Origin of the sequence: Escherichia sp. E2586 (assembly GCF_005781105.1) — a bacterium.
GTDB lineage: Bacteria > Pseudomonadota > Gammaproteobacteria > Enterobacterales > Enterobacteriaceae > Escherichia.
On record NZ_VATN01000014.1, the window covers coordinates 73,082 to 98,645 of the forward strand.

The 25,564-nt window shown below is 50.4% G+C and carries 24 protein-coding genes; 7 read left to right on the forward strand and 17 right to left on the reverse strand.

Translation table 11 applies throughout. The features are described 5' to 3' along the window. Nucleotides 1–71: 71 nt before the first annotated feature. The 8 genes from sucD to sdhC form a co-directional block, all read right to left on the reverse strand. Nucleotides 72–941 carry a succinate--CoA ligase subunit alpha gene (sucD, locus tag FEK50_RS15265; RefSeq protein WP_131161665.1) on the reverse strand — a complete coding sequence of 290 codons (870 nt, stop codon included), beginning with the start codon at nucleotides 939–941 and terminating at the stop codon, nucleotides 72–74. Beyond that, the gene (sucC, locus tag FEK50_RS15270) at nucleotides 941–2,107 is read right to left on the reverse strand and encodes an ADP-forming succinate--CoA ligase subunit beta (RefSeq protein WP_001048608.1); all 1,167 of its coding nucleotides are present in this window, start codon (nucleotides 2,105–2,107) and stop codon (nucleotides 941–943) included. Before sucC ends, sucD begins: the two co-directional genes overlap by 1 nt. A gap of 221 nt (nucleotides 2,108–2,328) precedes the next feature. After that, nucleotides 2,329–3,546: a 2-oxoglutarate dehydrogenase complex dihydrolipoyllysine-residue succinyltransferase gene (gene odhB, locus FEK50_RS15275; RefSeq protein ID WP_131161664.1), complete on the reverse strand. Its 1,218-nt coding sequence runs from the start codon at nucleotides 3,544–3,546 to the stop codon at nucleotides 2,329–2,331. Between the two features lie 14 nt (nucleotides 3,547–3,560). Continuing rightward, nucleotides 3,561–6,362 carry a 2-oxoglutarate dehydrogenase E1 component gene (gene sucA, locus FEK50_RS15280; RefSeq protein ID WP_130259811.1) on the reverse strand — a complete coding sequence of 934 codons (2,802 nt, stop codon included), beginning with the start codon at nucleotides 6,360–6,362 and terminating at the stop codon, nucleotides 3,561–3,563. A 311-nt stretch (nucleotides 6,363–6,673) separates the two neighbouring features. After that, nucleotides 6,674–7,390, reverse strand: coding sequence for a succinate dehydrogenase iron-sulfur subunit SdhB (sdhB, locus tag FEK50_RS15285; RefSeq protein WP_064528883.1), 717 nt, complete (start codon nucleotides 7,388–7,390; stop codon nucleotides 6,674–6,676). A 15-nt stretch (nucleotides 7,391–7,405) separates the two neighbouring features. After that, entirely contained in the window at nucleotides 7,406–9,172 is a 1,767-nt protein-coding gene (gene sdhA / locus FEK50_RS15290; RefSeq protein WP_131161663.1) for a succinate dehydrogenase flavoprotein subunit, read from the reverse strand. After that, nucleotides 9,172–9,519 carry a succinate dehydrogenase membrane anchor subunit gene (sdhD, locus tag FEK50_RS15295; RefSeq protein ID WP_131161662.1) on the reverse strand — a complete coding sequence of 116 codons (348 nt, stop codon included), beginning with the start codon at nucleotides 9,517–9,519 and terminating at the stop codon, nucleotides 9,172–9,174. Before sdhD ends, sdhA begins: the two co-directional genes overlap by 1 nt. After that, entirely contained in the window at nucleotides 9,513–9,917 is a 405-nt protein-coding gene (gene sdhC, locus FEK50_RS15300) for a succinate dehydrogenase cytochrome b556 subunit (protein ID WP_165382759.1), read from the reverse strand. The genes sdhD and sdhC overlap by 7 nt, the downstream gene beginning before the upstream one ends. A gap of 380 nt (nucleotides 9,918–10,297) precedes the next feature. Here sdhC and FEK50_RS15305 point away from each other — a divergent pair, with 380 nt between their 5' ends. The 6 genes from FEK50_RS15305 (at nucleotide 10,298) to FEK50_RS15330 (ending at nucleotide 17,204) form a co-directional block, all read left to right on the forward strand. Next, nucleotides 10,298–10,405 (forward strand): hypothetical protein, encoded by a 108-nt coding sequence (locus tag FEK50_RS15305; RefSeq protein WP_130209864.1) that lies wholly within the window; start codon nucleotides 10,298–10,300, stop codon nucleotides 10,403–10,405. A 204-nt stretch (nucleotides 10,406–10,609) separates the two neighbouring features. Then, nucleotides 10,610–11,893, forward strand: coding sequence for a citrate synthase (gene gltA / locus FEK50_RS15310; RefSeq protein WP_064528891.1), 1,284 nt, complete (start codon nucleotides 10,610–10,612; stop codon nucleotides 11,891–11,893). A gap of 388 nt (nucleotides 11,894–12,281) precedes the next feature. Further along, nucleotides 12,282–12,848, forward strand: coding sequence for a fimbrial protein (locus tag FEK50_RS15315; protein ID WP_130209862.1), 567 nt, complete (start codon nucleotides 12,282–12,284; stop codon nucleotides 12,846–12,848). Between the two features lie 89 nt (nucleotides 12,849–12,937). Then, nucleotides 12,938–15,397: a fimbria/pilus outer membrane usher protein gene (locus tag FEK50_RS15320; protein WP_165488989.1), complete on the forward strand. Its 2,460-nt coding sequence runs from the start codon at nucleotides 12,938–12,940 to the stop codon at nucleotides 15,395–15,397. Between the two features lie 14 nt (nucleotides 15,398–15,411). Continuing rightward, nucleotides 15,412–16,146, forward strand: coding sequence for a molecular chaperone (locus tag FEK50_RS15325; RefSeq protein ID WP_130259814.1), 735 nt, complete (start codon nucleotides 15,412–15,414; stop codon nucleotides 16,144–16,146). Beyond that, a complete protein-coding gene (locus FEK50_RS15330; protein ID WP_131161660.1) occupies nucleotides 16,143–17,204 on the forward strand; it encodes a fimbrial protein in 1,062 nt (353 codons plus the stop codon). The genes FEK50_RS15325 and FEK50_RS15330 overlap by 4 nt, the downstream gene beginning before the upstream one ends. A 227-nt stretch (nucleotides 17,205–17,431) precedes the next feature. On the opposite strand, the gene FEK50_RS15335 is transcribed toward FEK50_RS15330, so the two are convergent. The 8 genes from FEK50_RS15335 to FEK50_RS15370 are packed head-to-tail and all read right to left on the reverse strand — an operon-like array spanning nucleotide 17,432 to nucleotide 24,263. After that, nucleotides 17,432–18,742 carry a TRAP transporter large permease gene (locus tag FEK50_RS15335; RefSeq protein ID WP_130209854.1) on the reverse strand — a complete coding sequence of 437 codons (1,311 nt, stop codon included), beginning with the start codon at nucleotides 18,740–18,742 and terminating at the stop codon, nucleotides 17,432–17,434. Next, nucleotides 18,742–19,203 carry a TRAP transporter small permease gene (locus tag FEK50_RS15340; protein WP_130209852.1) on the reverse strand — a complete coding sequence of 154 codons (462 nt, stop codon included), beginning with the start codon at nucleotides 19,201–19,203 and terminating at the stop codon, nucleotides 18,742–18,744. Before FEK50_RS15340 ends, FEK50_RS15335 begins: the two co-directional genes overlap by 1 nt. A 59-nt stretch (nucleotides 19,204–19,262) precedes the next feature. Beyond that, nucleotides 19,263–20,231, reverse strand: coding sequence for a C4-dicarboxylate TRAP transporter substrate-binding protein (locus tag FEK50_RS15345; RefSeq protein WP_130259817.1), 969 nt, complete (start codon nucleotides 20,229–20,231; stop codon nucleotides 19,263–19,265). 27 nt (nucleotides 20,232–20,258) lie between these two features. Continuing rightward, nucleotides 20,259–21,455, reverse strand: a complete 1,197-nt coding sequence (locus FEK50_RS15350; RefSeq protein WP_130209848.1) for a UxaA family hydrolase — start codon at nucleotides 21,453–21,455, stop codon at nucleotides 20,259–20,261. Further along, on the reverse strand, nucleotides 21,455–21,766 hold the full coding sequence (locus tag FEK50_RS15355; protein ID WP_001361279.1) for a UxaA family hydrolase: 312 nt from the start codon (nucleotides 21,764–21,766) through the stop codon (nucleotides 21,455–21,457). The genes FEK50_RS15350 and FEK50_RS15355 overlap by 1 nt, the downstream gene beginning before the upstream one ends. Before the next feature lie 14 nt (nucleotides 21,767–21,780). Continuing rightward, the gene (locus FEK50_RS15360; RefSeq protein WP_131161659.1) at nucleotides 21,781–22,536 is read right to left on the reverse strand and encodes an SDR family NAD(P)-dependent oxidoreductase; all 756 of its coding nucleotides are present in this window, start codon (nucleotides 22,534–22,536) and stop codon (nucleotides 21,781–21,783) included. 11 nt (nucleotides 22,537–22,547) lie between these two features. Continuing rightward, nucleotides 22,548–23,561: a zinc-binding alcohol dehydrogenase family protein gene (locus FEK50_RS15365; RefSeq protein WP_131161658.1), complete on the reverse strand. Its 1,014-nt coding sequence runs from the start codon at nucleotides 23,559–23,561 to the stop codon at nucleotides 22,548–22,550. Between the two features lie 12 nt (nucleotides 23,562–23,573). After that, the gene (locus tag FEK50_RS15370; protein ID WP_240780257.1) at nucleotides 23,574–24,263 is read right to left on the reverse strand and encodes an RraA family protein; all 690 of its coding nucleotides are present in this window, start codon (nucleotides 24,261–24,263) and stop codon (nucleotides 23,574–23,576) included. A 259-nt stretch (nucleotides 24,264–24,522) separates the two neighbouring features. Between FEK50_RS15370 and FEK50_RS15375 the strand changes: the two genes are divergently transcribed. After that, nucleotides 24,523–25,236 carry a FadR/GntR family transcriptional regulator gene (locus FEK50_RS15375; RefSeq protein ID WP_130209844.1) on the forward strand — a complete coding sequence of 238 codons (714 nt, stop codon included), beginning with the start codon at nucleotides 24,523–24,525 and terminating at the stop codon, nucleotides 25,234–25,236. Between the two features lie 39 nt (nucleotides 25,237–25,275). On the opposite strand, the gene FEK50_RS15380 is transcribed toward FEK50_RS15375, so the two are convergent. Continuing rightward, nucleotides 25,276–25,564, reverse strand: a 289-nt coding sequence (locus tag FEK50_RS15380) for a zinc ribbon domain-containing protein (RefSeq protein WP_131161657.1), incomplete at its 5' end; no start/stop codon positions are given.

Below are 25,564 nucleotides of genomic sequence, written 5' to 3' on the forward strand. Positions count from 1 at the left end.
ATGTCGAAACCGACAGCCCTTCGCCATTCCTGTAGAGGGAAGCGGCGAGGGCTATTTCTTATTACAGATATTTATTTCAGAACAGTTTTCAGTGCTTCACCGATATCCGCCAGGCTGCGAACGGTTTTCACGCCTGCGGCTTCCAGAGCAACGAATTTCTCATCCGCAGTCCCTTTACCACCGGCAATGATCGCACCCGCGTGGCCCATACGTTTGCCTTTCGGCGCAGTCACACCAGCGATGTAACCCACAACTGGCTTGGTAACGTGCTCTTTGATGTACGCGGCCGCTTCTTCTTCAGCGCTACCGCCGATCTCACCGATCATCACGATCGCTTCGGTCTGCGGATCTTTTTCGAACATTTCGAGGATGTCGATAAAGTTAGAGCCAGGGATCGGGTCGCCGCCGATACCGACGCAGGTCGACTGACCGAAGCCGTAATCGGTGGTCTGTTTAACCGCTTCATAGGTCAGTGTACCGGAACGGGAAACGATACCCACTTTACCCGGCTTGTGAATGTGACCCGGCTGGATACCGATTTTGCATTCACCCGGAGTGATAACACCTGGGCAGTTCGGGCCGATCATACGAACGCCTGCTTCGTCCAGTTTCACTTTCACAGTCAGCATATCCAGCGTCGGGATGCCTTCAGTGATGGTGATAATCAGTTTGATGCCTGCATCAATAGCTTCCAGAATGGAGTCTTTGCAGAACGGAGCCGGTACGTAGATAACAGAAGCGGTAGCGCCAGTAGCAGCAACAGCTTCACGCACGGTGTTGAACACAGGCAGGCCAAGGTGGGTGGTGCCGCCTTTACCTGGAGTTACACCGCCAACCATTTTGGTACCGTATGCAATGGCTTGTTCAGAGTGGAAAGTCCCCTGGCTACCAGTAAAGCCCTGGCAGATAACCTTGGTGTTTTTATCAATTAAAATGGACATTATTTCCCCTCCACTGCGGCAACAACCTGCTGAGCTGCATCCGTCAGACCTTTTGCTGCAATAATATTCAGGCCGCTGTCAGCCAGTTTCTTCGCGCCGAGTTCGGCGTTGTTACCTTCCAGACGTACCACGACCGGTACGTTAACACCCACTTCCGCTACCGCGCCGATGATACCGTCAGCGATCAGGTCGCAACGAACGATACCGCCGAAGATGTTAACCAGAACGGCTTTCACTTTGTCGTCAGAGAGGATGATTTTGAATGCTTCGGTTACACGTTCTTTGGTTGCGCCGCCGCCAACGTCCAGGAAGTTAGCCGGTTCGCCGCCGTGCAGTTTAACGATGTCCATGGTGCCCATCGCCAGACCTGCGCCGTTAACCATACAACCGATGTTACCGTCCAGCGCAACGTAGTTCAGTTCCCACTGTGCAGCTTGTGCTTCACGCGGATCTTCCTGCGACTGGTCACGCATTTCGCGCAGATCAGGTTGGCGGAACAGTGCGTTACCGTCAGCGCCCAGTTTGCCGTCGAGGCAAACCAGATCGCCCTGTTTGGTGATGACCAGCGGGTTGATTTCGATCAGCGCCAGATCGCGCTCCAGGAAAATGGTCGCCAGACCCATGAAGATTTTGGTGAACTGCTGAACCAGTTTACCTTCCAGACCCAGTTTGAACGCCAGCTCGCGTCCCTGATACGGCATCGGGCCAGTCAGCGGATCAAGCGCAACTTTGTGGATCAGGTGCGGAGTTTCTTCCGCCACTTTTTCGATTTCCACGCCGCCTTCGGTAGAGGCCATAAAGACCACGCGACGGGAACTACGGTCTACAACAGCACCAAGATACAGCTCTTTAGCGATATCGGTCGCTGCTTCAACCAGAATCTGGTTAACCGGTTGGCCATTGGCATCTGTTTGATACGTTACCAGACGCTTGCCCAGCCAGTTTTCTGCAAAAGCACGGATGTCTTCTTTGCTGTTTACAACTTTCACACCGCCCGCTTTACCGCGGCCACCAGCGTGAACCTGACATTTCACTACCCACGGACCGGCACCGATTTTTGAAGCGGCTTCTTCTGCTTCGCGCGGAGTAGTACAGGCATAACCCACCGGTGCTGGTAAGCCATAGCGGGCAAACAGTTGTTTTGCCTGATATTCATGTAAGTTCATGTGTTCTGTCCATCCTTCAGTAATCGTTATCTTTTAAACCGTAGACCGAATATTTCGTATCGCTTCCGGGCATTGTCGGATGCGGCGCAAGCGCCTTATCCGACCTACATCTGTAGTCCCCGTAGGCCTGATAAGACGCGTTAAGCGTCGCATCAGGCTTCAAATGCCGGAGAAGGCGATAATGTCTAATCCGGTCTACAGTGCAGGTGAAACTTAAACTACTATACGTCCAGCAGCAGACGCGTCGGATCTTCCAGCAACTCTTTGATCGTTACCAGGAAGCCTACGGATTCGCGACCATCGATCAGACGGTGATCGTAAGACAGCGCCAGGTACATCATCGGCAGGATCTCAACCTGACCATTCACTGCCATCGGACGATCTTTGATAGCGTGCATACCCAGAATTGCGCTCTGCGGCGGGTTGATGATAGGCGTAGACATCAGGGAACCGAACACACCACCGTTGGTGATGGTGAAGTTACCACCAGTCAGATCTTCAACCGTCAGCTTGCCGTCACGGCCTTTAATGGCCAGTTCTTTGATTTTCTTCTCGATGTCTGCCATGCCGAGGGTATCGACATCACGCAGTACCGGCGTCACCAGGCCGCGCGGCGTAGAAACCGCCATGCTGACGTCGAAATAGTTGTGGTAAACCACATCATCGCCGTCGATAGACGCGTTCACTTCCGGATAACGTTTCAGGGCTTCAACCACCGCTTTCACGTAGAAGGACATAAAGCCCAGACGAATGCCGTGGCGTTTTTCAAACGCTTCACCGTACTGCTTACGCAGATCCATAATCGGCTTCATGTTGACTTCGTTGAACGTGGTCAGCATAGCGGTGGAGTTTTTCGCTTCCAGCAGACGCTCTGCCACACGCTTACGCAGGCGAGTCATCGGGACACGTTTTTCGCTACGTGCAGCCAGGGCCGGTTGCGCCGCCGGAGCAGCCGCTGCCGGAGCAGACTCTTTCGCTGGGGCTTTCGCCAGATGTTTTTCCACATCTTCACGGGTCAGACGACCACCCACACCGGTGCCTTTAATGGTGCTGGCGTCAAGATTGTGTTCAGCCAGCAGGCGACGGATCGCCGGGCTTAACGCATCGTTGTTTTGCTCTTCCAGAGACGCCTGTTGGCGTTGTGCCGGAGTGGACGCTTTCTCTTCAGATTTGGCGCTGGTTTCTTTACCAGCACTGTTGCCTTCACGCAGGCGACCAAGGATCTGACGAGACGTTACCGTTGTACCTTCATCTTCCAGAACCGCATCCAGAATGCCGTCTGCTGATGCCGGTACTTCCAGTACCACTTTGTCAGTTTCGATTTCTACCAGCACTTCATCACGTACGACTGCGTCGCCGGGTTTTTTATGCCAGGTTGCGACGGTGGCATCGGCTACGGATTCAGGCAGGTCAGGGACCAGAATATCTACGCTACTCATTGTGTATCCTTTATTTATTCGACGTTCAGCGCGTCATTAACCAGATCTTGTTGCTGTTTCTGGTGAACGGACATATACCCTACCGCCGGAGAGGCGGAGGCCGGGCGGCCTGCATAACGCAGAGAAGCCCCAAACGGAATCACTTCACGGAAATGATGCTGGCTGCAGTACCATGCGCCCTGGTTGAGCGGCTCTTCCTGGCACCAGACAAAATCCTTGACGTGAGCAAACTGCTGCAACACTTCCTGCATCGCTTTATGCGGGAACGGGTAGAGTTGCTCGATACGCACAATGGCGACATCGTGTTGATTGTTCTTACGACGTTGTTCCAGCAGGTCGTAATAAACCTTACCAGAACACATCACTACGCGCTTCACGCCCTTCGGATCAAGCTCGTCGATTTCACCGATGGCTGGCAGGAAGGTGCCGTTCGCCAGTTCTTCGAGGCTGGAAACCGCCAGCGGATGACGCAGCAGGGATTTCGGCGACATCACGACCAGCGGACGACGCATCCCGCGCAGCGCCTGACGACGCAGCATGTGGTAAACCTGTGCCGGGGTAGACGGTACGCACACCTGCATGTTTTGCTCAGCGCAAAGTTGCAGATAACGTTCCAGACGCGCGGAGGAGTGCTCTGGCCCCTGCCCTTCGTAACCGTGCGGCAGCAACATCACCAGGCCACACATCCGGCCCCATTTCTGTTCGCCAGAGGAGATGAACTGGTCGATAACCACCTGTGCGCCGTTGGCGAAGTCACCGAACTGCGCTTCCCAGATGGTCAGGGTGCGTGGTTCTGCGGTGGCATAACCATATTCAAACGCCAGCACGGCTTCTTCAGACAGTACGGAGTCCCAGACACGAAATGCGCCCTGGCCGTTATGGATATGTTGCAGCGGCGTGTAAGTGGAACCATTAGACTGGTTGTGGATCACCGCGTGGCGGTGGAAGAAGGTACCGCGACCGGAGTCTTCACCCGACAGGCGAACCGGAATTCCTTCATCAACCAGCGTGGCGTAAGCGAGGTTTTCCGCGCCGCCCCAGTCGAACAGTTTCTCACCGGCTGCCATCGCCTGGCGGTCGCCATAAATCTTGGCAACACGAGACTGCATTTCAACTGCTTCCGGCACCGTACTGATGCGTTTAGCCAGCTCCTGCAGGCGCTTCATATCAACTTTGTTCGGGTACTCTTCGTCCCATTCGTGGTTGAGGTATGGCGACCAAGTGAAAGAGTGCATGTTCATCGGACGCCACTCTGCCACTACGCAATCGCCAGCATCCAGCGCATCGCGGTACAGGTTAACCATCTCGGTGGCATCTTCCAGCGTCGCCACTTTTTCCTGCTCCAGCTTGTCAGCGTAGATTTTGCGCGGCGTCGGATGTTTTTTAATTTTCTGATACATCAGCGGCTGGGTTGCGCTCGGCTCGTCGGCTTCGTTATGCCCGTGACGGCGGTAGCATACCAGGTCGATGAAGACATCACGTTTAAAGGTGTTACGGAAATCGAGCGCCAGACGGGTCACAAAGGCAACGGCTTCCGGATCATCCGCATTAACGTGGAAAATCGGTGCCTGAACCATCTTACCGATATCAGTACAGTACGGTGTAGAACGGGCATCCAGCGGGTTAGAGGTGGTGAAGCCAACCTGGTTGTTGATAACGATACGTACCGTACCGCCAACTTCATAACCACGCGCTTTCGACATGTTCAGGGTTTCCTGAACCACGCCCTGCCCGGTCACTGCGGCGTCACCGTGAATGGTGATTGGCAGCACTTTGTTGCTGCTCGGCTCATCGAGTCTGTCCAGACGGGCACGAACAGAACCGATAACTACCGGGCTGACAATCTCAAGGTGAGACGGGTTAAACGCCAGCGCCAGGTGCACCAGGCCGCCATCGGTCTGGAAGTCAGACGAGAAGCCCATGTGGTATTTCACGTCACCCGTGCCGAGGTGTTCTTTATGTTTACCGGCAAACTCGTCGAACAAGTCTTGCGGTTTTTTACCCAGCACGTTCACCAGCACGTTCAGACGACCACGGTGCGCCATCCCGAGAACCACTTCGCGGGTGCCGCTGTTGCCAGCGTGGCGAATCATCTCTTTAAGCATCGGGATTAACGCGTCACCGCCTTCCAGCGAGAAGCGTTTTGCGCCAGGGAATTTTGCGCCGAGGTAACGTTCAAGGCCTTCAGCGGCGGTCAGTTCGCTTAGGAAGCGTTTTTTCTCTTCGCTATTGAAAGTCGCGCGACCAGACTCGATACGCTGTTGGATCCAGCGTTTTTCTTCGGTGCTGGTAATGTGCATATACTCGGCACCAATCGGGCCGCAGTAGGTTTGCTTGAGGGCTTCCAGCAGTTCGCCGAGTTTCATGGTTTCTTTGCCGCTGGCAAATGAACCGACGTTGAAGGTCTCCTGGAAGTCTGCTTCGGTCAGATCGTGGAAAGACGGATCCAGATCGGCCACTTTATCTTGCTGCCACAGTCCCAGCGGATCGAGATTCGCATGCTGGTGACCACGGAAGCGGTATGCGTTAATGAGCTGCAGGACTTTCACCTGCTTCACATTGGTGTCAGGGTCGGAGATCGTTGAAGAGTAACGTGAAGCGTCTTTCGCCAGGCGGCGGAAATATTCACGCGTTTGAGAGTGGAATTGATCCGGTTTGACTCCCGTACCAGGTAACTGCTGGAACGTCGAACGCCAGTTAGCGTCAACCGAGTCAGGATCGGTTAAGAAGTCTTCATAGAGCTGTTCTATCCAGCTCTGGTTTGCGCCAGAGAGGTAAGAAGAGTCCAACCAGGCTTTCAAAGCGCTGTTCTGCATCGTGATCCCTTAAGCATCTTTTTTATGCTTACTTCGCCGTGGATACTACCACGCACATTTCACATCAGATGTGCGTGCCGGGGTTCACTTGTTGCGGACTTGTCGTGTTTTCTGCGTCCGCTAAGGAACCTTTAAAAACTGTCTTAGTGTCAGGGGCAGTTTTTAAAGATTTCCTGCATTTCTTTGTTACGCCTGATGCGCTGCGCTTATCAGGCCTACGGGTAATGACTTGTAGGCCGGATAAGGCGTTCACGCCGCATCCGGCTCTGGTTGCCTGATGCGACGCTTACGCGTCTTATCAGGCCTACGGTTTATGCATTACGCTGCAATAACATCGACTTGATATGGCCGATGGCGCGCGTCGGGTTCAGCCCTTTCGGACATACACTGACGCAGTTCATGATGCTGTGACAGCGGAATACACTGAATGCATCACTCAAACCGTCGAGGCGCTCGTCAGTCTCGGTATCACGGCTATCGATCAGGAAACGATATGCCGCTAACAAGCCTGCCGGGCCGATAAACTTATCGGGATTCCACCAGAAAGACGGACAAGAGGTTGAACAACATGCGCAGAGAATACATTCATACAGCCCGTCGAGTTTTTCGCGCTGCTCTGGCATCTGTAAATGCTCGCGAGCTGGCGGATTTTGCCCATTATTCAACAGGTAAGGTTTGATTTTCTCATATTGCGCATAGAATTGTCCCATGTCTACCACCAAATCGCGGACAACCGGTAAACCAGGTAACGGGCGAATTACAATTTTCTTACCCGGCTGGTTGAGTGCCGAAATTGGGGTAATACAGGCCAGACCATTCTTACCGTTCATGTTCAGACCGTCGGAACCACATACCCCTTCACGGCAGGAGCGGCGGAACGACAGGCTGGGATCTTTCTCTTTCAACTGGATAAGCGCATCCAGCAGCATCATGTCGCGACCTTCATCCGCTTCCAGGGTGTAATCCTGCATACGCGGAGCATCATCAACATCCGGGTTATAGCGATAAATTGAAAACTCGAGTCTCATTTTCCTGTCTCCGCATTAGTAAGTACGAATCTTCGGCGGGAATGCCGGGCGCAGTTTCGGTTCCATGTTGACGCTTCGGCGCGTCATGGATTCCGACTCTGGCAGATACAGGGAGTGGCACAGCCAGTTTTCATCATCGCGATCCGGGAAGTCGAAGCGGCTATGCGCGCCACGGCTTTCGGTACGGAAGTTGGCAGAAACAGCCGTTGCATACGCCGTTTCCATCAGGTTATCCAGTTCCAGGCACTCAACGCGCTGGGTGTTGAACTCGCTGGAAGTGTCATCCAGACGGGCATTTTTCAGGCGCTCGCGGATAACTTTCAACTGCTCAAGACCTTTCGCCATCGCATCACCTTCACGGAAGACCGAGAAGTTATGCTGCATACATTCTTGCAGCGCTTTACGAATCGCCACCGGATCTTCACCGTTACGGTTGTTATTCCAGCGGTTCAGGCGATTGAGAGACGCTTCTACATCAGACTCGCTGGCATCGCGCAGTGCGCCCTGCTCGGCAATAGACTCTTGCAGATGCAAACCTGCCGCACGACCAAATACCACCAGGTCCAGCAGCGAGTTGCCGCCCAGACGGTTGGCGCCGTGTACGGATACGCAGGCAATTTCACCTACCGCGAACAGCCCAGGGATCACCACATCTTCGCCTTTCTCGTTCACGGTCAGCGCCTGACCGGTCACTTTAGTCGGAATACCGCCCATCATGTAGTGACAGGTTGGGATTACCGGAATCGGCTCTTTCACTGGATCAACGTGAGCGAAGGTGCGGGAGAGTTCAAGGATACCCGGCAGACGGGATTCAAGAACTTCTTTACCCAGGTGGTCGAGTTTCAGTTTTGCGTGTGGCCCCCACGGACCATCACAGCCGCGACCTTCACGAATTTCGATCATGATGGAACGCGCCACCACGTCACGGCCCGCCAGGTCTTTGGCGTTCGGCGCATAACGCTCCATAAAGCGTTCGCCATGTTTGTTCAGCAGATAACCGCCTTCACCACGGCAACCTTCGGTTACCAGTACGCCCGCACCTGCAATACCTGTCGGGTGGAACTGCCACATTTCCATATCCTGCACCGGTACGCCTGCACGGATAGCCATGCCGACACCGTCGCCAGTGTTAATGTGGGCGTTAGTGGTGGACTGATAAATACGCCCTGCCCCGCCAGTCGCCAGCACGGTAGCGCGAGCTTTAAAGTAAACCACTTCACCAGTTTCGATACACAGTGCGGTACAACCAACCACCGCGCCATCGGCGTTTTTCACCAGATCCAGCGCATACCATTCGGAGAAAATAGTGGTGTGGTTTTTCAGGTTCTGCTGATAAAGCGTGTGCAGCAATGCGTGACCAGTACGGTCGGCAGCCGCCGCAGTACGTGCCGCCTGCTCGCCGCCGAAGTTTTTCGACTGACCGCCAAACGGACGTTGATAGATACGACCATCATCAAGGCGCGAGAACGGTAGGCCCATATGTTCCAGTTCCAGAATCGCTTCCGGCCCGGTTTTACACATATATTCAATCGCGTCCTGGTCACCGATATAGTCCGACCCTTTTACGGTGTCGTACATATGCCATTCCCAGTTATCTTCATGGGTATTACCCAGCGCAACGGTAATACCGCCCTGCGCAGACACGGTATGGGAACGGGTCGGGAAAACTTTAGAGAGCAGCGCACAGGTCTGGCCGCTCTGGGAAATTTGTAGCGCCGCGCGCATACCTGCGCCTCCGGCACCAATCACAACTGCATCAAATTCTCTGACTGGCAATTTCATCACACACCCCACACCACAACGAATCCATAAATCACGTAAACCACCAGTGCAACGACAATCACCAGTTGCAGAATCAGGCGCAAGGCCAGCGGTTTAACGTAGTCGGTCAACACCTGCCACATGCCGATCCAGGCATGGATCAAAATGGAAAACAGTGCCAGCAGAGTGAAGACTTTAGTGAACGCAGAGGCAAAGAAACCAATCCAGACGTCATATGTCAGTTCGCCACTGATAGCAAAAAAACTGACCATATAAATGATGTAAAGCGTCAGGACGATAGCAGTAGCGCGAACGAGGATGAAATCATGTACGCCATTGCGTCCTAATGCGGAGGCGTTGCTTACCATACGAGGACTCCTGCAAGAATTGAAAGCACGACAGTAATGACAAAAGAGACTTTGGCAGAGCGTTTACCCGCTTCGAATGTTTCTTCCAGATAGCCAAAATCCATCATCATGTGGCGAATACCTACGACGACGTGATATGCCAGAGCGGTAAGGATGCCCCACATGATAAATTTCACGAAGAAGCTGCCCATAATGGCGGAAGCTTGCTCGAAACCTTCAGGGGAAGAGAGGCTGGTACCCAGAAGCCACAGCAGGATGCCCACTGCAACAAACGTAATCACACCGGAAACGCGATGAAGAATGGACGCTATCGCCGTGATGGGGAACCGGATGGTCTGTAGGTCCAGATTAACAGGTCTTTGTTTTTTCACATTTCTTATCATGAATAACGCCCACATGCTGTTCTTATTATTCCCTGGGGACTACGGGTACAGAGGATAACTTTCTGTTACCTGGAGACGTCGGGATTTCCTTCCTCCGGTCTGCTTGCGGGTCAGACAGCGTCCTTTCTATAACTGCGCGTCATGCAAAACACTGCTTCCAGATGCGAAAACGACACGTTACAACGCTGGGTGGCTCGGGATTGCAGGGTGTTCCGGAGACCTGGCGGCAGTATAGGCTGTTCACAAAATCATTACAATTAACCTACATATAGTTTGTCTGGTTTTATCCGGAACAGTGATCTGGGTCACGATAACAACATTTATTTAATTTTCAACCATCGTATTTGACAATCATTCAACAAAGTTGTTACAAACATTACCAGGAAAAGCATATAATGCGTAAAAGTTATGGGGTCACTATTTCACCGAAGATTAACTTATGTAACAGTGTAGAAGTATTGACCAATCCATTCGAGACAGTTATTAGTGATAGACAGGTTTAATAATTCGGATTGCTAAGTGCTTGATTCGCCGTTTATTCGTCATCAATGAATTCTTTACCTGCAAGCGCCCAGAGCTCTGTACCCAGGTTTCCTCTCTTCCACAGAGCGGCGAGCCAAATAACAAACGGGTAAAGCCAGGTTGATGTGCGAAGGCAAATTTAAGTTCCGGCAGTCTTATGCAATAAGGCGCTAAGGAGACCTTAAATGGCTGATACAAAAGCAAAACTCACCCTCAATGGGAACACAGCTGTTGAACTGGATGTGCTGAAAGGCACGCTAGGTCAAGATGTTATCGATATCCGTACGCTTGGTTCAAAAGGCGTATTCACCTTTGACCCTGGTTTCACTTCAACAGCATCCTGCGAATCTAAAATTACTTTTATTGATGGTGATGAAGGTATTTTGCTGCATCGTGGCTTCCCGATCGATCAGCTGGCAACCGATTCTAACTACCTGGAAGTTTGCTACATCCTGTTGAATGGTGAAAAACCAACCCAGGAACAGTATGACGAATTCAAAACTACAGTGACTCGTCATACCATGATCCACGAACAGATCACCCGTCTCTTCCACGCTTTCCGTCGCGACTCGCATCCGATGGCGGTAATGTGCGGTATTACTGGTGCGCTGGCGGCGTTTTATCATGACTCTCTGGACGTCAATAACCCGCGCCATCGTGAAATCGCCGCGTTCCGCCTGTTGTCGAAAATGCCGACCATGGCAGCAATGTGCTACAAATATTCCATCGGGCAGCCGTTTGTTTACCCGCGTAATGACCTCTCCTACGCTGGAAACTTCCTGCACATGATGTTCTCCACGCCGTGCGAACCGTATGAAGTCAATCCGATTCTGGAACGTGCTATGGACCGCATTCTGATCCTGCACGCTGACCACGAACAAAACGCCTCTACTTCTACCGTACGTACCGCAGGTTCTTCAGGCGCAAACCCGTTTGCCTGTATCGCGGCAGGTATTGCTTCTCTGTGGGGACCAGCACACGGCGGCGCCAACGAAGCTGCACTGAAAATGCTGGAAGAAATCAGCTCGGTTAAACACATTCCGGAATTTGTTCGTCGTGCGAAAGACAAAAATGACTCTTTCCGTCTGATGGGCTTCGGTCACCGTGTGTACAAAAACTACGACCCGCGCGCGACTGTAATGCGTGAAACCTGCCATGAAGTGCTGAAAGAGCTTGGTACCAAAGATGACCTGCTGGAAGTGGCCATGGAGCTGGAAAACATCGCGCTGAACGACCCGTACTTTATCGAGAAGAAACTGTACCCGAACGTCGATTTCTACTCTGGTATCATCCTGAAAGCGATGGGCATTCCGTCTTCCATGTTCACCGTCATCTTCGCCATGGCCCGTACCGTTGGCTGGATCGCTCACTGGAGCGAAATGCATAGTGACGGCATGAAGATTGCCCGTCCGCGTCAGCTTTACACTGGTTACGAAAAACGCGACTTTAAAAGCGACATCAAGCGTTAACCATTGATTGCATGACAGTAAATCCTTCTAACCCGTCTTTTCTATGGCGGGTTATTTTTATTTGCCTAAACACAAAAAATTGTAAAGATAAAATCCATTATCGGACCAACATAGATATTGTAAAAAAATAACACTGCTCATTTTGTGATCAGCCTGATGATTTTTTATTACACCCTCCAGATAGCAACATTTTTAACCTCATGAAAATGAGGGGAATCTCTAATAAACCTGCATCCTTTTCATTAAGCAATTAATTCACCGCATCAATTAATTGGCCTTGTGTTTAATACAGTTAACAATGTTTTTAAGTAAAACTAAAAACATTTGATATTCAAGTAAGTTATTCTGGTACCGCTATACTTTTTCTATTTCCTTAAAGGACTCCGTTATGTTTAAAGGACAAAAAACACTGGCGGCGCTGGCCGTATCTCTGTTAATTTCAGCCCCTGTTTATGCTGCAAATGAAGGCTCTGGTGAAATTCACTTTAAAGGTGAAGTTATTGAAGCGCCTTGTGAAATTAAGCAAGAAGACATTGATAAACAAGTAAATCTTGGTGAGGTGACCAAGACCCGCATCAACCAGGATCATCACAGTGCATTAACGCCTGTCGATATTCATTTAGTTAACTGTGACCTGCCAAATTCCGATAACGGTTCTGGTTCCGTAGTATCAAAAGTCTCAGTAACCTTTGACAGTTCGGCGAAAACCACGGGAGCCTCACCAATGCTCAGTAACACCAGCGCTGGTGAAGCCACTGGTGTTGGCGTGCGCTTAATGAACAAAGACCAGTCCAACATCACTCTGGGTTCAGAAAGTCCAGATATTGGGCTGGAACCAACAGCCACAGAACAAACACTAAACTTCTTCGCCTGGATGGAGCAGATTGATAACGGCACTCCCGTGACGGCGGGTGAAGTCACTGCCAACGCGACCTATGTGCTGGATTATAAATAATCACCGCGTCGTCATTGATTAATCTATACATATGACAGCGACGTATTACGGCGGCAAGTTAGCCGCCTTTCTTCAAATATTTATCAGGTATGGATGCCGTGAATATTTACCGAGTTTCTGTTTTATCCTGCCTGACAATGGCTATCCCCTCTGCATTGGCAGTGGAGTTTAACCTTAACGTCCTTGATAAATCGATGCGCGATAGCGTTGATATTTCTCTGCTCAATGAAAAAGGCGCTATCGTCCCCGGTGATTATTTTGTTAGCGTCGTTGTTAATAATATTCAAATCAGCAGTGGGCAATCTATTCACTGGCAAAAAGCCAACGACAAAACAATTCCCTGTATCAATGATTCCCTGTTGAGTAAATTTGGCCTTAAAGAAAAAATCCGCCAGACATTGCCGCAGGTTAATCAGTGTTTTGATTTTAGCGGCCTGCCGGAAATCGTCTTTACGTTTGATCAGACCAACCAACAACTTAATATCACGATTCCACAAGCCTGGCTGGCATGGCATTCAGACAACTGGGCGCCGCCTGAAACATGGGATGCCGGAGTTTCGGGTATCTTGCTGGACTACAACCTGTTTGCCAGCACTTATCGTCCGCAGGAAGGAAGCAGTAATACCAATCTGAATGCTTACGGTACAACGGGTATTAACGCCGGAGCATGGCGTTTGCGTAGCGATTACCAGCTCAACCAGTCCGACAATGGTGATGTGCATAATCAATCCGGGGCCATTTCCCGAACCTATCTGTTTCGCCCGCTACCACAACAAGGCTCCAGATTAACGCTTGGCGAAACCGATCTCAGCTCCAATATTTTTGACGGTTTTTCGTATACCGGTGCCTCCCTGACCAGCGATGACCGAATGCTTCCCTGGGAATTACGCGGATACGCACCGCAAATTAGCGGTGTGGCGCAAACTAACGCTACCGTCACCATAAGCCATACCGGACGCGTCATTTATCAGAAAAAAGTCCCGCCTGGCCCGTTTATCATTGATGACCTGAATCAGTCAGTTCAAGGCACACTGGATGTCAAAGTGACGGAGGAAGATGGTCGGGTTAATAATTTCCAGGTATCCGCAGCATCAACGCCTTTTCTGACCCGCCAGGGGCAGGTGCGTTATAAACTTGCAGCGGGTCGTCCGCGTCCTTCGTTGTCTCATCATACTGAAAACGAAACGTTTTTAAGTAATGAAGCTTCCTGGGGGGTGCTCTCCAATACTTCACTGTATGGCGGGTTGATTCTCGCCGGGGACGATTATCATTCTGGCGCGCTGGGTATAGGGCAAAATATGCTGTGGCTGGGGGCGCTCTCCTTCGACGTCACCTGGGCTAAAAGTCGTTTTGATAATCAACCGGACGAGAAAGGTTACAGTTATCGCTTCAACTACAGTAAACGGATAGATGCCACCGACAGTCTTCTTTCGATAGCGGCATATCGTTTCTCCGACCGCCATTTCCATAGCTACGCCAATTATATCGATCATAAATACAATGACGCTGATGCTCAGGATGAAAAAAGGACAATCAGCCTTTCCGCCGGGCAACCCATTACGCCGCTGAATCTCAACCTGTACGTCAACGTGTTGCGTCAAACCTGGTGGAATGCGGAGTCCTCCACAACCGCCAATATTACCGCTGGCTTTAACGTTGATATCGGTGACTGGAAAGATATTTCCGTCTCAACCTCATTTAACACCACACATTACGAAGACAAAGCTCGTGATAACCAGATTTACCTGTCCATTTCATTGCCTATTGGTGACGGTGGCCGCATTGGTTATGACATGCAGGACAGTAAAAATAGTACCTCGCACCGCATGTCGTGGAACGATACCCTGGATGACCGTAACAGTTGGGGAATATCGACCGGCCTGCAATCTGACCGCCCTGACAATGGCGCGCAGGTTAGCGGCAATTATCAGCATCTTAGTTCTGCGGGCGAGTGGGATCTGTCTGGCACGTACGCCGCTAATGATTACAGCTCTGCCAGCACCAGCTGGAGTGGCTCCTTTACTGCTACACGCTATGGCGCTGCGTTTCATCGCCGTAGCTCCACCAACGAACCTCGTCTTATGGTTAGTACAGACGGTGTAGCCGACATTCCGATTCAGGGTAATCTCGACTACACCAACCGTTTTGGCATTGCGGTCGTACCGTTTGTCTCCAGTTACCAACCCTCGACTGTCGCGGTCAATATGAACGACTTGCCCGACGGCGTCACGGTATCCGAAAACGTGGTCAAAGAAACCTGGACGGAAGGTGCGATCGGCTATAAAGCGCTGGCTTCACGTTCTGGAAAAGATGTCAACGTCATCATCCGCGACTCCAGCGGTCATTTCCCACCACTCGGCGCTGATATCCGGCAAGAAGGAAGCGGAATCAGCGTCGGAATGGTGGGGGAAGATGGCCACGCCTGGTTAAGTGGTGTGGGTGAAAGTCAGCGATTCACAATACTTTGGGGTGATAAACAGCGTTGTTTAATTCAGCTTCCTCAGCACCTGGAAGATATGACTAAACGTCTGATTCTCCCCTGTCATTAATTAAGGAAAAGACAATGACAATTTTTAAAGGAATGCCCCTTATTCTGCTGATCGTGAGCTTATGCAGCCATGCTGCGTTACAGCCCGATCGCACTCGCATCGTGTTTAACGCCAAAGATAAAGCGACCAGCCTGCGGATAGAAAATCGCAGCGATAAACTTCCCTATCTCGCATACTCATGGATAGAAAATGACAAAGGGGATAAAAGCGATGATTTCCTCGTAGCCTTGCCGCCAATCCAACGTCTGGAAGCGAAAGCGACCTCGCAGGCGCGTATCGTCAAGCAATCTTCAACCAGCCAATTGCCGACCGATCGTGAGTCGCTGTTTTACTATAATCTGCGCGAGATCCCCCCCGCTCCGGAAAAAGCAACCGGTCATGCCATTCTTCAAGTTGCTATCCAGAGCCGTATAAAGTTGTTCTGGCGGCCCGCCGGATTACGCAAAAAATCGGGCGAGCATGTGGAATTACAGTTACAGGTCAGCCAGCAGAATAATCAGCTTACCCTGAAAAACCCGACCCCTTATTACCTGACCATCGCCTATCTTGGCCGCGATAAAAAAGGCATTCTGCCCGGCTTTAAAAGTACGCTCATAGCGCCTTTTGCTTCGGCAATCGCCAGTACGGGTAACTATAACGGCAACCAGTTTTATCTTGGTTATATGGATGACTATGGCGCGTTGCGTATGACGACGCTCAACTGTCAGGGGCCATGCAAAATGCAGCGCGTGGTGGAGGATAAACAATGAGTATAAGCAAAGGACTGTTACTCATTGCCTGTTTGTTATTTCTGCCCTTAAAAAACGCGTTGGCGCTGGACTGTTATTTTGGCGCCTCAGGCGGCTCGGTGGAAAAAGCAGAAACGATTATGCCATTCGCCGTCCCGGCTAACGCCAAAACGGGAGATAAAATCTGGGAATCCGATGATATTAAAATCCCCGTCTATTGTGATAACAATACCAACGGTGATTTCGAAAGTGAGCATGTATACGCGTGGGTAAACCCCTACCCCGGTATGCAGGATCGCTACTATCAACTCGGTGTAACCTATAACGGCGCTGATTATGACGCCAGCCTCGGAAAAAGCCGTATCGATACTAACCAATGCATCGACAGTAAAAAAATTGACATGTATACGCCAGAGCAAATAATCGCAATGGGATGGCAAAATAAAATTTGCTCTGGTGATCCTGCAAATATCCGTAAATCGCGAACATTTATGGCGCGTATGCGACTTTACGTCAAACTACGCGAAATGCCGCCGCACGATTACCAAAGCACCCTTAGCGATTACACTATCGTACAATTTGATGGCGCTGGCAGCGTCAACGAAGATCCCTCGGCCAAGAACCTGAAATATCACATCTATGGGCTGGAAAATATTCGCGTTCTTGACTGCAGTGTCGACTTCGCCATTACCCCTGATAATCAGGTCATCGATTTTGGCAAATTTAACGTGCTGGATATTCGCCGTCACAATATAACAAAAACGTTTTCCATCAAAACGACCAAAACCCAAAATGGTGAATGCACCGATGGCTTCAAAGTCAGTTCTTCGTTTTATACCGAAGAAACATTGGTGGAAGGCGATCAGGCGCTGCTCGTGGGGAATGGATTGCGGCTACGTGTGCTGGATGAAAATTCTTCACCCTATACATTCAATAAATATTCTGAATACGCCGACTTTACCAGCGACATGCTGGTATACGAAAAAAACTTTACGGCAGAACTGTCATCTATAAGCGGCACGCCAATTGATCCCGGCCCCTTTGATACCGTGGTGCTGTTCAAAATTAACTACAACTAAATTCTATTCACGCGGATAGAACGTTGTGTGTATCACTGTCGTTATATTGTTATCAACGTTCTGGCCTTCTGGTCAGAACGTTTTCTAACCAGCATATACTCTAAATTATTTTAAAAAACACCCCATCGGTTAACCATAGAAAGAAAATAGTGCAAAAGCCTATGGGTAAAATACCCCCGAAAAAATCACGGGGGTCATACTCAATCAAAGGGTATTACATTTATTGTTTAAACCAGCAGCAAAGATATTATCGGAATATAGGTAATGACCAACAGAAGTAAAATCAGACTTATCAGTAGTGGTACCGCTTCTCGCATAAATTGCCCGACAGAAACCTGTACGGTATTACACACCAGCAGCATCACCGTTCCGACAGGCGGTGATAACGTTCCTAACGATAAGTTGAGGATCATGATGATGCCAAAATGCACCGGATCAATGCCAAAATGCGCCACCACAGGTTTGAGCAACGGCACTAATATCAGCAGGATGGCGCTGCCTTCAAGGAACATGCCAAGCACCAGCAGCAATAGATTAATAATCAATAAAAAGACGTATTTATTGTCAGTCAGAGAGGTCACAAACTCCGCAACTGTTATACCGGCCCGCTCAAGGGAAAATATCCAGCCCAGCGCGGCACTCGCCATAATGATTAACATGACTGAAGCCGTGGAACGCGCCGTCTCAGAGAGCGCAGTAAATACATGGCTGATTTTCAGTTCGCGATAAATGACAAAACCAATAAACATCACCAACAATACCGCCACTGCTCCGGCTTCCGTTGGCGTGAAGATATTTGCCCGAATGCCGCCGATAACCGCAACGATTAAAAACAATGCTGGCCAAGCCTGCACCAGAGCCACCGACACTTCTTTCGGTTTTGGCCAGTGTTCGCTGGAAGGCTTTAAATCGCGACGAATAGCCACCAGCCAGACGGTGACAATCAACATCGCGGCGCACAGCAGTCCCGGAAGGATCCCGGCCATAAACATGGAACCGATGGAGACATCCGCCACCAGTCCGTAAAGGATCAGTGCAATACCCGGTGGGATAATAGGCGTGATCAGCGAGCCGCTGGCAGTTATCGCAGCGGCAAAGCCACGGGAATAACCTTTCTGTTCCATTTCCGGCACCATCATGCGCGACAACATCGCAGCATCCGCCAGGTTAGAAGCACTGACGCCGCCCATCATGGTACTCACCAGAATGTTAGCCCCGCCCAGGCCACCGCGCATTCTACCAACCAACACGTTGGCAATTTGCAAAATACGCGCGGCAATACCGGTATAGCTCATTAGCGTACCTAATAAGATAAAAAACGGAATAGCTAACAGCGAAGGAGTTTGCGTCGTGGCAATCAAACGCTGAATTGCCACCATTAACGGTACGTTTGAATAGCAAAGGAAGTAGGTCAGAATGCCGCAAAACATCGCCAGCCATACCGGCATATTAATAAATAAACAGATGAACATCAGCGGAATGATCATCAGCCAGTTATCCAGCCAACTTCCCGCCAGTAATTCACTCAATGCGGTCATTATTCACCTTCCTTGTTGGGTGTTTTCTTTATCAGGTGTAAGGCGGTAAAACAGGCAATGCCGATAGCGCCAACCGTGACTGCAATATCGATCCAGAACCAGGATATTTTTAATATTTGTGTTGTTTTAAACGCTGTCCCGGCAGCTAATTTCCATGCAGACCAGGCCATAACAACCAGCAAAATAATAGATATCAGAGAGACAAATAAGGTTAATACGCGTTGCCAGCGAGGTGTAAGTGCATCAGCTAAAAATGGAATCGATAAATGAGTATTATCTCTTTCAGCAACAACGGCACCGAACATCACCACCCAAACCATTAATAAACCGGAGATTTCTTCTGTCCATTGTAATGGCATATTAAATACGTAGCGCATGATTACCGCGCCAATGGTTATTATCACTAATAAAAAGAGCGTTAATACTGCGGCAACTTCAATTACTTTCCCTAAAAGACGCATACACACCTCTGCTCTTAACGGTCGGTGCCGAAACACCGACCTGTCCTTGTGCCATGAAGTTATTTCAGCTGTTGCTGAATAGTGTCATATAACCCCGGGGTCCATTCCGGGAATTGTTGGTACACTTTTAAGGCTTTTTCTTTGAAAGGAGCCACGTCAGGATAGATAATTTCTACGCCCTGCTCCTGCATGGTTTTCAACATTGCAGCGTCCTGCTCGGTGGTAATTTTCTGGCTATATAAACCAGCTTCATATGCTGTCTGGTGAATAATATCTAACTGCGCAGGTGTCAGGGTACTGAAAAATGCTTCGCCACCCAACCATAATGATGTATTGGTCAGATAGTTCACCATTGACAGATATTTCGCCTGCTCATGCAGTTTTTGCCCATAGAGAACAGAAACTGGGTTTTCCACGCCGTCGATCATCCCCTGCGTCAGCGCCGGATAAACGTCTCCCAGCGGCATCGGCGTTGGCGTTGCGCCCATTGCTTCAATGGCCTTAATCTGCATGACGTTATTCGGTACGCGAATCTTCATTCCTTTCAGGTCTTCCGGTGTACGAATTGGTTTTTTAGCAATGATCTGCCGGGTACCGTACAGATAGTTGCTCATGACAATATGCACACCTTTTTCCCGCAGCTTTTGTTCTTTCTGTTTAAACCAGTCGCTGGCATAAATCGCAAACAGTTTCTGCGGATCGTCGGTTAAATAAGGCCCAAATAATATTCCCAGGTCTGCATCATAGTCAGTTAAAAAACCAACATCACTGATGGTGATAATATTCATCCCCATCAACGCTTGCTCTGTAATATCTTGTTTAGAACCTAACTGTGAACTTGGGTAAAGCTCGAAAACAATATCTCCATTGCTTTTTTTCTTCACAAGATCTGCCCAGTACTTCACTACTGTATCCGCGGGTTCGCCAGGGTTACTTTCATAGGCGATTTTGATAGTTACCGGTGCGGCATTCAGCATCGGACTTAATATAGCGAAAAGAAATAAAAATGACGTCAGTAATTTCTTCATTATTATTACCTGTGAGAGCTTTATTGATTAACGGGGATCTGCCCGACAGACTGCGTTTTTGTTGTAATCAAATGCTTTATACGTTAAAACAAACTCCTGATGTTCCAGCCGTTCTGCGGCACAATGTTGACCGTTGGCGACATTTTCAATCACCTGCATAATATCGTCCGCAATGTCGTCGAGCGTTGCGCCTTCGCTAATAACTCGTCCGGCATTTACGTCCATATCGTCAGATAAATGCTCCCACGTCTGCGGGTTATTACACACTTTAATAATCGGTGCGATCACAGAACCAATAACCGAACCGCGCCCCGTGGTAAATAACACCATATGACAGCCAGAGGCGATAAGTTCCAGCGCTTCTGATGAGTCATTAATATTCGGATAACCAAAACGTGGCTCACCATCAGGCACAACGTCCATCAACCAAAGTCCGGGAAAAGGTGTTTGTTGTGTCGGTAAAATAACACCAGCAATATGCGCATCACCCGATTTGGTATATGCCCCGAGGGATTTTTCTTCCTGCGTGGTTAAGCCACCTTCGGCATTACCATTGGAAAAACTCCCCAGCCCCATCAAACTGTAATAACGCTCTGCTTTTGTCATTGCCGCTTCGATGGCATCACGTGCCTGCGGACTGCCCGCTCGCGACATCATATGTTGCTCACAACCAAGCAACTCACCGCTTTCTTCAAAAATGCAGGTAGCCCCTTTCTCCAGCAACTGGTCAAAGGCACGCCCTACTGCCGGATTGCCCGTGATACCACTGGTGCCATCGGAACCACCGCAGATAGTGCCAACCACCAGGTCGCTCCAGTTCAGAGTACAACGCGGTGTATCCGCAAGCTGTTCCAGCATTTCAGCGACCAACTGCTTACCCTGAGTAATGGTGTTGGTCGTACCTTTATTTTCCTGAATCACCAGCGTATGACACGGTCGCCCGCTTTCGCGAACTTCTTGCTCCAGCCGACGGCGATCGAAATTCTCGCATCCCAGCGAAATAATCAGTACGCCGCCAACGTTGCTATGCGTCGCCAGATTTTTCACCAGCCGATAGCCGTAATCGCTGGGATAACAACCTGAAAAACCAAAATACTGCACATCGTGACAAGGAAATCCCTCGGCAATCTTTTTAGCGACGTGGCTGGCACACTCCACCATAAAGATTACCTGCACAGTATTACGAATACCCGGTCGGCCATTTTGCCGTACATAACCTTCCATTATGCTTTTTCCTCTGGCTGATAGCCGGCATCATCATGATGAAAAATGGCGATGGCATTGCTGGCAAGATTATGGGAATGCACATGTTCACCCATGGCAATATCACGAGTGGCATGTCCGATAATGGCGCCATATTTCAGAATCGAATCACCATTGTTCAGCGCTTCGCAGGCCAGTTTGTGACCCAGGGTAACGGAACTACAGGCCACCATTTCCCCCTCATCCCACCAGACAATATCGCCACTGGCGATGTCATTCAGCGCGACTACACAGTTATCTTTGGCATGTAGCTTTAACGCACGTTTGCGCATAATTCCTCCGTACATCAGAAGCCGATCAATGCGCCGCCATCGACCACCAGCACCTGACCACTGACAAATGCCGCTGCGTCTGAAGCCAGGTAAACCGCTGCCCAACCGATATCTTCCGGCTTACCGAATTTTTTCATCGGTGTACGACCAAGGATTTTGTTACGGCGTTCGTCATCACCCTCAATGGCCTTACGCAGCATCGGCGTATCAATCCAGCCAGGCGCAATACCATTGACGCGAATCCCGTGTCCGGCAAGCTCCGTGGTCATACCGCGAATCATGCCGAGATAGGCTGACTTCGCAGCGCTGTAGCCAGTAACCAGAGGCTGCCCAAGAAATGAGGTCATAGAGGCGGTAAACAGAACACAACCTTGACCGCGTTGTTTCATATGCGGCACAAGGGCTTTGGTTAACGCAAATGCACCGACCACGTGAACGTCGAGCACTGACTCAAAATCACTGACACTCATCTCTTCAATCGGTTTTTTGCAGTGATTGCCTGCGTTATTAACCAGGATATCGATCGCCCCGTGTTCGTTAATAAGCACATCAACTTTTTCCTGCGCGGCTGCGGTATCGCCGACATCCATTTGTATCCAACTGGCCTGCGAACCTAATGTTCCGGCGGTCGCTTGCGCCAGTTCGCCGTTCAGGTCAGCAATAATGACCTTCGCCCCGCTGACTATCATGCATTTGGCCATTGCCAGCCCCAGTCCACTGGCCGCCCCTGTAATCAGCGCGGTTTTGTTATGTAAAGAAAAAGCATTCATGAAGTGTCTCCTTAAAGGTCAATGAGGATTTTGGTATACGCGCCGGGATCACTTGCCCAGTCGCTAAAAGCGTGATCAGCCTGTTCCAGCGGGTAGTGAGCACTCACCAGATTGCTGACCGGATAACGCCCGGACTCCATCAATGCCAGCACGGCACGAAAATCCGCCACGGTGGCATTGCGCGAACCATGGATATCCAGTTCTTTCATCAGGAACTGCGCACTCTGATAACTCACTGGCTGTTTGGCGTAACCGACATAAACCACACGACCGCTAAACGCCACCAGCCCTGTAGCCTGTTCAATGGTTTGTTGATTACCCACCGCTTCAATCACCACTTCCGGGCCGCGACCGTCATTTAACAGCGCCAGTTCTGCCGCCACGTCACATTGCTGCGAATTAAGAAAACGTTGCGCGCCGCACTCCTGGGCAATGTTCTGCTTGCGATCATCAATATCGATAGCAATTACGCGCGCGCCCATCGCGGATGCCGCGGCGATAGCGCCAAGGCCAATTACCCCACAACCGATAACTGCGACCCATTCACCGACATTAATTTGCGCACGTCTGGCTGCATGTAGTCCCACCGCCAGCGGTTCTACCAGCGCTAACTCATCAACACTTAAGGCATTACAAACAATGACCTTATGTGCAGGCATCGTCAGTTGTTGCGCCATCCCCCCCTGACGCTGTACACCGAGAGTCTGGTTGTTCTTACAGGCGTTAGGACGACCGCTCAGACAGGAGCTGCACACGCCACACTCAGTGCACGGCAGTACGACCACCCGGTCACCAGGCTTGATCGCCCCCGCCATATCGCCAGTTGCCAGCACCGTGCCGCCAATTTCATGCCCCGGAATACAGGGATAATTAACCAGCGGATTCAGCCCCCGCCAGGTATTGAGGTCAGAGCCACACAGCCCAACACGCTCAACATTGATAAGCACTTCTCCTTTCCCGCAGACCGGTTCGGGGATATCAACAAATCGCGCCTGACTTCCCTGCTCAATGGTTAATGCCTTCATTCGTTGCTCTCCTTACATTACGCCGAAGGTTTCAAAGGCCTGTACCGTGCTCATGCCATCACTGATGGCTTTGCGCACTTCACTTTCAGTTGCCACTTTTTCCAGGGCCTGGCTAATAACTTCTTTCTCAACGGTCTGAGGAATAATCAGTAATCCGTCACGATCGCCAAACACGATATCGCCCGGATTCACCCGCACACCGTGAAATTCGATGGGTACGCCGAAATCGATAACTTTGCCGCGCGGACCTTGATCCTGTGCGTAAGTGCCATGACAAAAGGTGGGAAATTTAAGTTCAAGAATTTCAGCAGAGTCACGGGCGTAACCATCAAGTACCGCACCTGCTGCTTTCAGATGCATGGCACGGGTCGACATCAACCCGCCCCACAACGCATAGCGCAGAGAGCTGCCCGTAGTGATGTAAACATCATTCTCTTTGAGGGCATCCAGCGCTTCAAACATGATGCCAAACGGTTTTTCGCCGATCGCCGTCTTACCCGACGTCGATTTGGTTTCGTAAACGTCGGACTCCAGCACCGGCATTGCCCGGCCTGCCACCACCATATTCACCTCCAGCGGCTTGATTGCCGGAGAAACAAACTGGTGCATATAGCCCAGCGTGTCGAGAATATCGCCAACCACGGCGGTAAATAGCCGGGTTTTCATCAACGCAAAAAGTTCGTTATCACTCTTCCACATCATATTTACCTATAAGCCTGTTTAACAGGTTTACAGGGTAAGGAGAAAAAGCGCACAATACTGCGATGGGCGTCACGAAAAAATTGGGGATTTACTATTTCTTCGCCACGCTTTGACGCAATATGTCTTTGATTCGCACTGCATGGCGGGCGCACAGGCGCAGTAGTCTATTGATAATCAAGGGTTCTGGAGGAAAATATGAAGGATACAGTCCCGGTATTCTGGATTTTACCGACCAGGAAAAAGTACAACAGGAGTAAAAATGAGTGAGAGTGCGTTATTGACCAGCGTAACGTTATCGTCACAGGTCAAAAATCATATTCTTAATCTGATCGCCGAACAAAAATTGACACCGGGGATGCCAGTTCCCAGTGAAGTTCAGTTGATTCAGAAATTGGGCGTCAGTCGGGGTATTGTGCGTGAGGCCTATCGTTCACTTGCCGCCCTGGGGATTCTGGAAACGCATAGCGGTAAAGTGCCACGAATCAAAAAATTTGATGATGAAGTGCTGCGCGTGGTGTTTGGATTTGCCCTGGCGACCGAACAAGTGACAACAGAGCAAATTCTTCAAGTACGCCGCTGGCTGGAGTTGGGCGTTGTGGAAGCGGCTGCCCGTAATGGCGAAGAGGAAGATTTTGCTAACCTACGGGCTGAAATGGCAAAAATCCGCGAACAGTTCGATGATGTCGAAAGCTTTATCACCCATGATATCCGCTTCCATCAGTTACTCGCCGTTGCCTCAAAAAATCCGCTTTTTATGATGTTATTGCAGGCATTACATCAGCAGTTGCGGCAATCCATCCAGGAGGGGTTAAACGCCCAAAGCGATCAAAAAGAGTATGGCAATCACATCATCACACTACACCAGAAAATCTGCGACGCGGTGTGTGCCAGAGATGTCGAAACGGCGACTCAAGCCATGAAATCACACTTCGACAGCCCGGTCAGTGCACTGATCAATAATTCCTCGCCTTGACATCCTCCACGCCCTGAATGACGAGGATCCCTGCTACGTTCAGCCTGTCGCCTGAATCATTTCGGTGGGTTCCTGCTTCAACGGGCGGCCTGACTGCCCCATCCCTCCACAGGCAAGAACGGCGCGCCCCGCCGCTAAAATGTTACGAGCGCCGTTTACATCGGCGTTCGCTGTATATCCACATACCTGGCATCTGAATTTACTTTGTGACAGGCGATTTTCTTTCGCTGTATGACCACAGCACGCGCAACGCTGGCTTGTGTACGCTGGCGGAACCGCAAGCACCTGACCGCCACGCCAGAGCTTTTTGTACTCAAGCTGGCGGCGC